At 43.7% G+C, this 7,832-nt stretch carries 8 protein-coding genes; all 8 read left to right on the forward strand.

Annotation, left to right across the window (positions count from 1 at the left end; genetic code table 11):
• Nucleotides 1-555 precede the first annotated feature (555 nt).
• The 8 genes from BS639_RS24175 (at nt 556) to BS639_RS24210 (ending at nt 7,143) form a co-directional block, all read left to right on the forward strand.
• Nucleotides 556-1,509: a replication initiation protein gene (locus tag BS639_RS24175; protein WP_233427755.1), complete on the forward strand. Its 954-nt coding sequence runs from the start codon at nt 556-558 to the stop codon at nt 1,507-1,509.
• 310 nt (nt 1,510-1,819) lie between these two features.
• Nucleotides 1,820-2,062, forward strand: a complete 243-nt coding sequence (locus tag BS639_RS24180) for a hypothetical protein (protein ID WP_084984596.1) — start codon at nt 1,820-1,822, stop codon at nt 2,060-2,062.
• A complete protein-coding gene (locus BS639_RS24185) occupies nt 2,059-3,474 on the forward strand; it encodes a DNA cytosine methyltransferase (RefSeq protein ID WP_084984597.1) in 1,416 nt (471 codons plus the stop codon). The genes BS639_RS24180 and BS639_RS24185 overlap by 4 nt, the downstream gene beginning before the upstream one ends.
• A gap of 523 nt (nt 3,475-3,997) precedes the next feature.
• The gene (locus BS639_RS24190; protein WP_084984598.1) at nt 3,998-4,300 is read left to right on the forward strand and encodes a TrfB-related DNA-binding protein; all 303 of its coding nucleotides are present in this window, start codon (nt 3,998-4,000) and stop codon (nt 4,298-4,300) included.
• Between the two features lie 12 nt (nt 4,301-4,312).
• A complete protein-coding gene (locus BS639_RS24195; protein WP_084984599.1) occupies nt 4,313-4,624 on the forward strand; it encodes a hypothetical protein in 312 nt (103 codons plus the stop codon).
• Nucleotides 4,625-5,654: 1,030 nt separating this feature from the next.
• Nucleotides 5,655-5,954: a type II toxin-antitoxin system RelE/ParE family toxin gene (locus BS639_RS24200; RefSeq protein WP_084984600.1), complete on the forward strand. Its 300-nt coding sequence runs from the start codon at nt 5,655-5,657 to the stop codon at nt 5,952-5,954.
• 3 nt (nt 5,955-5,957) lie between these two features.
• The gene (locus tag BS639_RS24205; RefSeq protein ID WP_084984601.1) at nt 5,958-6,263 is read left to right on the forward strand and encodes a HigA family addiction module antitoxin; all 306 of its coding nucleotides are present in this window, start codon (nt 5,958-5,960) and stop codon (nt 6,261-6,263) included.
• A 361-nt stretch (nt 6,264-6,624) separates the two neighbouring features.
• Nucleotides 6,625-7,143 (forward strand): antirestriction protein ArdA, encoded by a 519-nt coding sequence (locus tag BS639_RS24210; RefSeq protein ID WP_084984602.1) that lies wholly within the window; start codon nt 6,625-6,627, stop codon nt 7,141-7,143.
• Nucleotides 7,144-7,832: the final 689 nt, after the last annotated feature.

A 7,832-nucleotide genomic window follows, 5' to 3' on the forward strand; every position in this document is an offset into this window, starting at 1 on the left:
CGCGCCGACCGGCAGGATATGACGACAAATTTATACAGTCTGGCCAGCCCAGCCCGTGACAGGGTGGCCGCGTCGCGCCGACCGGCAGGATATGACGACAAATTTATACAGTCTGGCCAGCGCCGCCGGTGACAGGGTGGCCGCGTCGCGCCGACCGGCAGGATATGACGACACAGTTATGCAGGCTGGCCAGCGCCGCCGGTGACAGGGTGGCCGCGCCGCGCCGACCGGCAGGATATGACGACAAATTTATACAGTCTGGCCAGCGCCGCCGGTGACAGGGTGGCCGCGCCGCGCCGACCGGCAGGATATGACGACAAATTTATACAGTCTGGCCAGCGCCGCCGGTGACAGGGTGGCCGCGTCGCGCCGACCGGCAGGATATGACGACAAATTTATACAGTCTGGCCAGCGCCGCCGGTGACAGGGTGGCCGCGTCGTGGCAACTGTTGGATTATCAAAACTTTGAATTGAATCAAAAATGACGACGATTTATTATTGTGTCGTCATTGGTGGTTGTTTAGTATGAGGTATCTTTATATGCAGGGTTTTTTTATGGATAAGCGTGAAAGGTTAGTTACTCAAGCAAATCAACTTATTGAAGGGGCATACGAAGTCAATTTAACAGAGATCAGACTTCTCTACCTCGCTTTGACCAAGATTGATCCCCGCCGTGAGCAACCGGAAAGTGAGTACATTATCTACCCTTCAGAATTCAACGACATGTACTCGTTAGGTAGAATTGGCTATACGCAGCTCAAACAGGCGGTGAGTGGTTTAGCGCGAAAACCCATCATAACCTACGAAAGTGATAATACTACAGTCGAAAGGTTCTGGTTCTCGTCAATCAAATACACGACAACTGGTGAAGGTTTTATCGTTGTTAAATTTTCGGATTCGGTAAGAGAAGCGCTTTACGAACTTCGCCAGGAATTCACTCAGATGAATTTAAACGAGCTCGTAAAGCTAGATACCCAGTTTGCCTTTCGTCTCTACTCTTGGTTATACCGCTATCGTAGACTTGATAAATATACAAACAGTCAAAGGGTTATAACGACTGAACCTTTTGGTATCGAATGGATGAAAGAGCGTGTTGGTCTGACTGGAAAATACCCAAAATTGACCGATTTTCGCAATCGTGTTCTGGACCCTGCAATTGACATGATCAATGCACACACGAACTTAAGTGTCAGTTATGAAATGGAGAAAAAGGGTAAACAAGTCAGGTCATTCGTTTTCAGCTATATCGATGAAAAAGAACATAACGTCAAGGCGTTAGCACCTGTAAAACCGTTGCGCCCTCGATTACCTAACCGACCCCGAGTCACAAGCGGCAGCGCGGCTGAGGGTGAATGGGCAAGACAATGCATAACTGTGATGAAGGACTTCCAAACAGCCTTAAAAGCCTATGATCCAAAACTTCGCATTAGTACAGCCGACAGGAAGAAAGTTGAAGCATGGTACTCAATTATAGGATTGCAGATGGATAGGATTTTTAATCGTGAATAGTGCTCAGAAAGATTGAAGCCCACGTCTCGGCAAAGTCGTGGGCTTCGGGTTCTGCAAAGGAGCAGAGATATTACAGAACGGATTATAGGTTAATAGCATGGCGATTCAAACACTGCTATTGACCTTCATTTTATTCTCTTCAATCCCTCGCTATTAACTCTAATTATGTCCATATTTTGTCAATATAGAGTTGTCATAATATGGACATTTTGGCGTGGGATGATATACTTTGTTCATCAGTTAGCAATTTCGTTAACTGCCTTGGAACCAGCGGCGGCAACCGCTCCAAGGAACTGCAAAGGACAAATACATGAAATGTTATGAGCGTTCTACAGCTGATACCGAAATCCCTTCTGAATTTGTAATCATGGCTATCGTCGGTCCAGAATCCAAAATGGATGACATTGCGACATTACTAACAAAAGCGGGCTTCTTTTGTACCGGTCGAGATCTTGCCGAGGAAGATGAAGAGCGTGAGCTGTATTTTATCGTGCCTCGATGGAAAATAGGTGCATTCCGCAAACAGTGGAAAGCTGTTAAGGCGGGTTTATGAAAGCGACATCTACAACCATTATCAACTCCAAAATTGGCGAGTCTAAAGGGCACTTGCGGATCTGGCTTGAGGGCGGAAAACTCTCTCGCTGTGGTTATTCGCCCGATGACCGCTATAACATTCATATCTCGGGTGGCAAAATTGAGCTTACTCGTGAAGAACACGGAAATTTTGCGGTATCTCGCCGCAATAAAGGCGGTCGGACTTACCCACTGATTGAGATAACCAGTGCTCGTTGTGGAGATTTATCTAATATTTTCTCTCATGAACAGCAGATCAGGATTGTTGTTACCACTGACAAAATCGTGATCACCAAACATCACATCGATACACAGATACTAGAACGAGAAAACCGCATACTTGCAAAACTGGCTACAGGTGCTGCACTCGATACCGGCTCACTATTTTTCGGCTTCGGCATGCTTGACTGTGCGGCTCACGACGGCTTGGAAGAAGCCGGTATTCGCACTCAGTTGAGTGTTATCGTAGAACGCGAAGCAAAATACCTCGACCCCGCATTAGAAAAAAATGCACACATGCTTAGTTCGGCGCATTACATCATCGAGTCACCAATACAGGCTGCGCGTATTACTGACAGACAACCGGTTGACCTTCTCATTGCAGGTATTCCCTGCACCGGCGCAAGTAAATCAGGCAAGGCAAAAAACAAAAATAAAACTGCTGAAGAGCATCCGGATGCAGGCGCAATGTTTTACTACACATTGCGTTGCATCGAATTGCTGAATCCCGCACTTATCACTCTCGAAAACGTCACAGAATATGCCAATACGGAAAGCATGGCCGTGATCCGCTCTGTTCTGGACAACATGGGCTACGATGTCGTAGAAATGACTTTATCTGGCGTTGATTTTGGCAGTATTGAGGACAGAAAGCGGTTGTGTGTTTTTGCTGTCTCAAAGAACCTTGATTTCAATATCTTTCCGATGAAAGAAATGATTGGCCATAGAATGAATCGGTCAATGAAAGCAGAAGTGTTGTCCGATATTCTTGAAGATATTCCTCTCGACTCACCGGCTTGGAAAAACTACGACTATCTGGCAGAAAAAGAGATGAGGGATATCGAGGCTGGTAAAGGATTTAGGCGCCAGTTGCTCGACGGGAATGAAGAAACGTGTGGGACTATTGGACGTCATTACAATAAAGGCCGTTCAACTGAGCCATTTATTAAACATCCTACCGACCCCACTAAATCACGTCTGCTTACGGTGAAAGAGCACGCAGCGGTGAAAGGTTATCCTTTATCAAAACTAAATCCTGAGATGTCTGTGACCACGGCCCACGAAGCATTAGGGCAAGGGGTTATCTACCCCGCTTTCAGGGCGGCTTTCCGCGTATTAGGTGATTTCCTTTCTCAATATTTGAAAGCAGACTCCATAGAGATAGCTGCTTAAAATGTAATCTAATTCGCGGGTTGTTGAGAGCCCGTGGGTTAGATTTAGATTTTAACAGGACATGTTCGATGCAATGTACAGGACTGTTACTTACAGTGTCGAAGAATTACAAAGTGAGCCTGATAGTTTACTATTTAATATTAATTTAGTTGCTATCTGTCAGCCTTATTACAAATCAGGGTTGGCTCAAGGAAAATTGGACATGAGAACATACCCGACAAGATAATTATTTTTGTTGTGATACTAAATATGAGCAGTGAATCTGATGGTAAGGATGGATAGATTTAAGCATCGCGAATGCCGCTTTTGTTGCTTTTTTTTGTCTATGCATTGCTGTAATAATCGTAGTATGTTTCGTACAGAAAAATGTTTTATATGCCGATCCACCTATGATTCTATTTTTACTGAGTTTTTGTAGGTAGATTTCTGCGCTAATGCGGTGACTATTCGCTATTATAATTAGGGGATACGATGTTAAATGGCAACAGTATCTCAATGTTTTCAAGAATTTTAAGGGAATTTAATGGATAGAACGCGTATTACCCCTTCTGACTGGGAAAGAGCTTTACCTGCATTCGAAAGCCTTACTCAGGCAACCGTTAATACGGCATATGCTGTGTTAGTTGAGGGTCGCCGAGCTGCCGATGTGGCGCGTGAAAAGAAAAAGACAAGGCAAGCAGTCAGCGGAGCGGTTGCCCGCGTTCTAGAGATCCTGAAGGTCTTCGACCTTCAGGAACTTGAACCCGTCTCTGTCTGGTTGCCTCCTCACCTTGCGGATGAGGTTCGTAAAATGGCAGAACCTTATATGCCTAAAATCACACACTAAATGGATGTAACGATGAACGATAAAGGGAAAATCTGTCCTAATGAGATCCGTCACGCAAGCCGTAATATCCAGGGAAAACTAGGTGAAAATAACGGTGATACTCTCAAAGCCGAGATAGCAGACCTCAATGGACGGGAATTTTATAATCTTGATGCTCGTCAGTTACTTATTTACCGGTTATGCCGTGATCAGGGCAGTAAGTTTGGTGTTTATCTTGAAGTCGATACTGATGCTGACCTTTCTCGGATTGAAGATACGCCAGATAAGGGGGAGAAATTGCTGCGAGATTCTAACACAAAGCTCGTTATTAGATTTGAAGCATAATCAGAAAGCTATCCAATAGATTTTTTATCTTTCTAAAAGATTTTCAAGATAAGGCCACAAAAAGGGCTAACAGCATGGCCCCCTTCGGCTCCGACCGGCGGTCGTCGTCTGCCCCATTCAGCTAGACGATAAATCGCCAAGCTTCACGAAACCCCGTAAGCGGGTTTTCGGCCTTCCGGCTAGGGTCATATGGCTAAGACCAACCACCAAGCGTCACTTCCTGGCAAGCCAGGGCCGCAAAGGTCGCCGGTCTCTCGCTCTGCTCGATTTACCGTCGTCAATGTGCCATTTGCAATCCCTTTGCTCATTGTTTCTATGGTATCACCGCCCGCTTAAATTACACCGTCTGGTATGGGAACAATAGATCGCAAGCTCGTCATCGAAATTCTTTGGGGGCGAAAAAATGCCCCCAAACAATGTCTCACCGCTATTGCACCCATACTGATCAGACAGTGTAACTACGCTTATCGGCGGCGAAACTCAAAGAAACAATAATAAACAGCGGAAGAAATCAAATGTCACTTAAGAAATTCAAAAGCGGCAACGAGCCTAAAGAAACAAATTTTAAAACAGATGAAGCATTAAAGCTAATCGACCCTTTGTATTGAAGGGCGTGCGAAAATTAAGGGCAATAAATAAGGGACATAGCGGGGCTTAAAAGGTTTAGTCTATTTCAACCTATTTGTATTGTAATGTTCATCACTACCGACGATGAAATTTTAACTTACGGTTGAGGTAATATTATTTCATATAATCCTAAAATATACGGTTAGGAAATATATTGTGAAAACAACAAACCTGAATTAGATTTAGAAGAAATTTCACATTCGTTGGATTGTAGTGTTGAGGAGGTTATTTTCTCGCCTCAGGTAAGGGGAGATACTCAATATGAAAAAACGAATAGGTTTTAAAGATAGGTACTTAAAATTCCCATGATGTGCCTTTTTTGGGAATGTTACTTCCCTTTTTGGTTGTTTGCTATCCCCTTTACGGGTATAATAACTTCGTCCCTTAAATTTCGGGTGTAGAGATGATAAAGAACTTCAAGGACGGCGAAACCGGCGATTTATGCCGATTCTATAAAGATAATCAACGTGGTGCATCTATACCTGCACTGCTCGAAGGGGCACTTAGACGAAAGCTGGTCATGATTGAAGCTGCTAGCGAAGAAAGGGCTCTTTTCATCCCTCGTAGCAATAATTATGAGAGGCTATCAGGTAATCTGGAAGGCTGGTCAAGCATAAGAGTTAACATACAGTACCGGATAATTTTTCAATGGCGTGAAGGTGCCGCACATGACGTTTATCTGGATGCTCATACATATAGGTGATCTATGGACACAAGAACCGCTGAACCGACCTCCGTTGGTGAAATTATTCTTGAAGAATTTTTAAAGCCAATGGACTACACGCAGGCGCAGCTTGCAAAGGCGTTGAATATATCGCCAAAAGTTTTGCGCCAGATTATCCACGGAACCCGTCGCGTTAGCGTTGAAGAGGCTACAGAACTGGCCGCGCTGTTTGAGATGCCGGAGGACTTCTTTATAAACGTACAGGCGCAGCATGATCGCTGGGAAGCCAGAATGCTCACTGCACAGCATCACTATCGCCCGATTAACATGGTACTGGCCGCCGGTTAAATACACTGCGGGGTATATCCCGCAGTCTTTATATATTGAGCATACTGGAGTGCCCTCAATCCCTTAGTTAGGGTGTCTATTAACAGCAACGTCACATACTCACCTCAACTGCACCCTGTCTCGTACTTGACATCATGATTATTCAACATGCTTGAACAAAAAACGTGTGCGCAGCGTTTAACGCTCTCAATCAGTATTGTAAATCGACCCTTAGCTAACTAGTTTAATAATTTCTTATATTACAGTGATATAAGTTGATAAATGACGTATATGGGCGTATTATTGTTTTCATGGAAGGCGCAATACCTTTCGTGTTCCCGTAAGGGGTTATGCCGGTTTCGGCGAAGTATGAGGATTAAAAATGTTTAATCAAGATAACTGTCCGAGCATCTATGTGGGTACTTACAGCAAATACAACAACGGTTCAATTGCCGGAGCTTGGGTTGAGTTGAATAATTTCGATTCAAAAGACGAGTTCATTTCATACTGCATTAAGCTGCATGGCGATGAAAAAGATCCGGAGTTTATGTTTCAGGATTGGGACTACATCCCTTCGAAGTTTATAAGCGAGTCTAGTCTGAATTGGGCCTACATCGAGGCTTGCAAAGAGGCTTGCAAAGAGGCTTGCAAAGAGGGGTGTTTAGATGCGTTTAAAGCTTACGCAGACTATTTTAATTGCAGTGATTATGAAGCTTTCCACGGTCGTTATCACAGTGAATCTGATTCTGAGATTGATTTTGCAACTTCTTATATTGCCGATACTGGTTTGTTAGAGGGTTGCCCTGAGCAGGTCGCAAATTATTTCGATTACGAATCTTTCGCCAGAGATCTATTTATTGACTCGTTTGTCATGATTGGTGGGTTTGTTTTTTCCAGCTAATAGTATCCTCCCCCTTTTTAAGGGGGATTTTGTGTAAAGGTAGGAGGAAGCAATATTACAGACTATTTAAAAAGAAGAGCACACCGAGTTAGGAAAAAAGTCAGGGCGAAATGCTAGGCCAGGTACAGCAGAGGCGCTTACGCGCCTCAGATATTCTTGTCCTGACCTGTAAATGGAGGTAGCCATTTATTGCTGTCGTTTGAAGTATTGTTGAACCTGCAAATCTTAAAAGTCGCCGGAATAGGGGCAAGGTCAATTACCAGGGCGAGTCCCTAAAGGGACCGGAGCCACTCTTAACTGAGCCAGCAAGCTGTCTCAGCCCTGCGGGGGAGTGTCTCTCTCGCAACTGCAAAGAAGAATATAAATATAAAAAATCGTATAAAAATTTGTTCGGTGTTGTAAGGAGAATTTAATTTTGGCTTATGCTTGAATAACCCACTCTGTGAAGAGAAATTTGGATATTTTATAATATGGATATTTAAATTAATAACGATCGATATTTTTTGAAGAAAAAAACAGTTTAAAGAAAAAGGTTACTAAAGTAATTAGAGCTCTGAGCGCAGTTATTGGTTACTTGTCACATGGTAGTGCATCTCTCTCGGCCAATTACGGTATATATTAATTGGAAAAAATACATGTGAACAGCACCAGTTAGTATGTATATGCATGGTTTGTTCTTTATTATTATA

The sequence above is a fragment of the Rouxiella silvae genome, from assembly GCF_002093625.1.
GTDB lineage: Bacteria > Pseudomonadota > Gammaproteobacteria > Enterobacterales > Enterobacteriaceae > Rouxiella > Rouxiella silvae.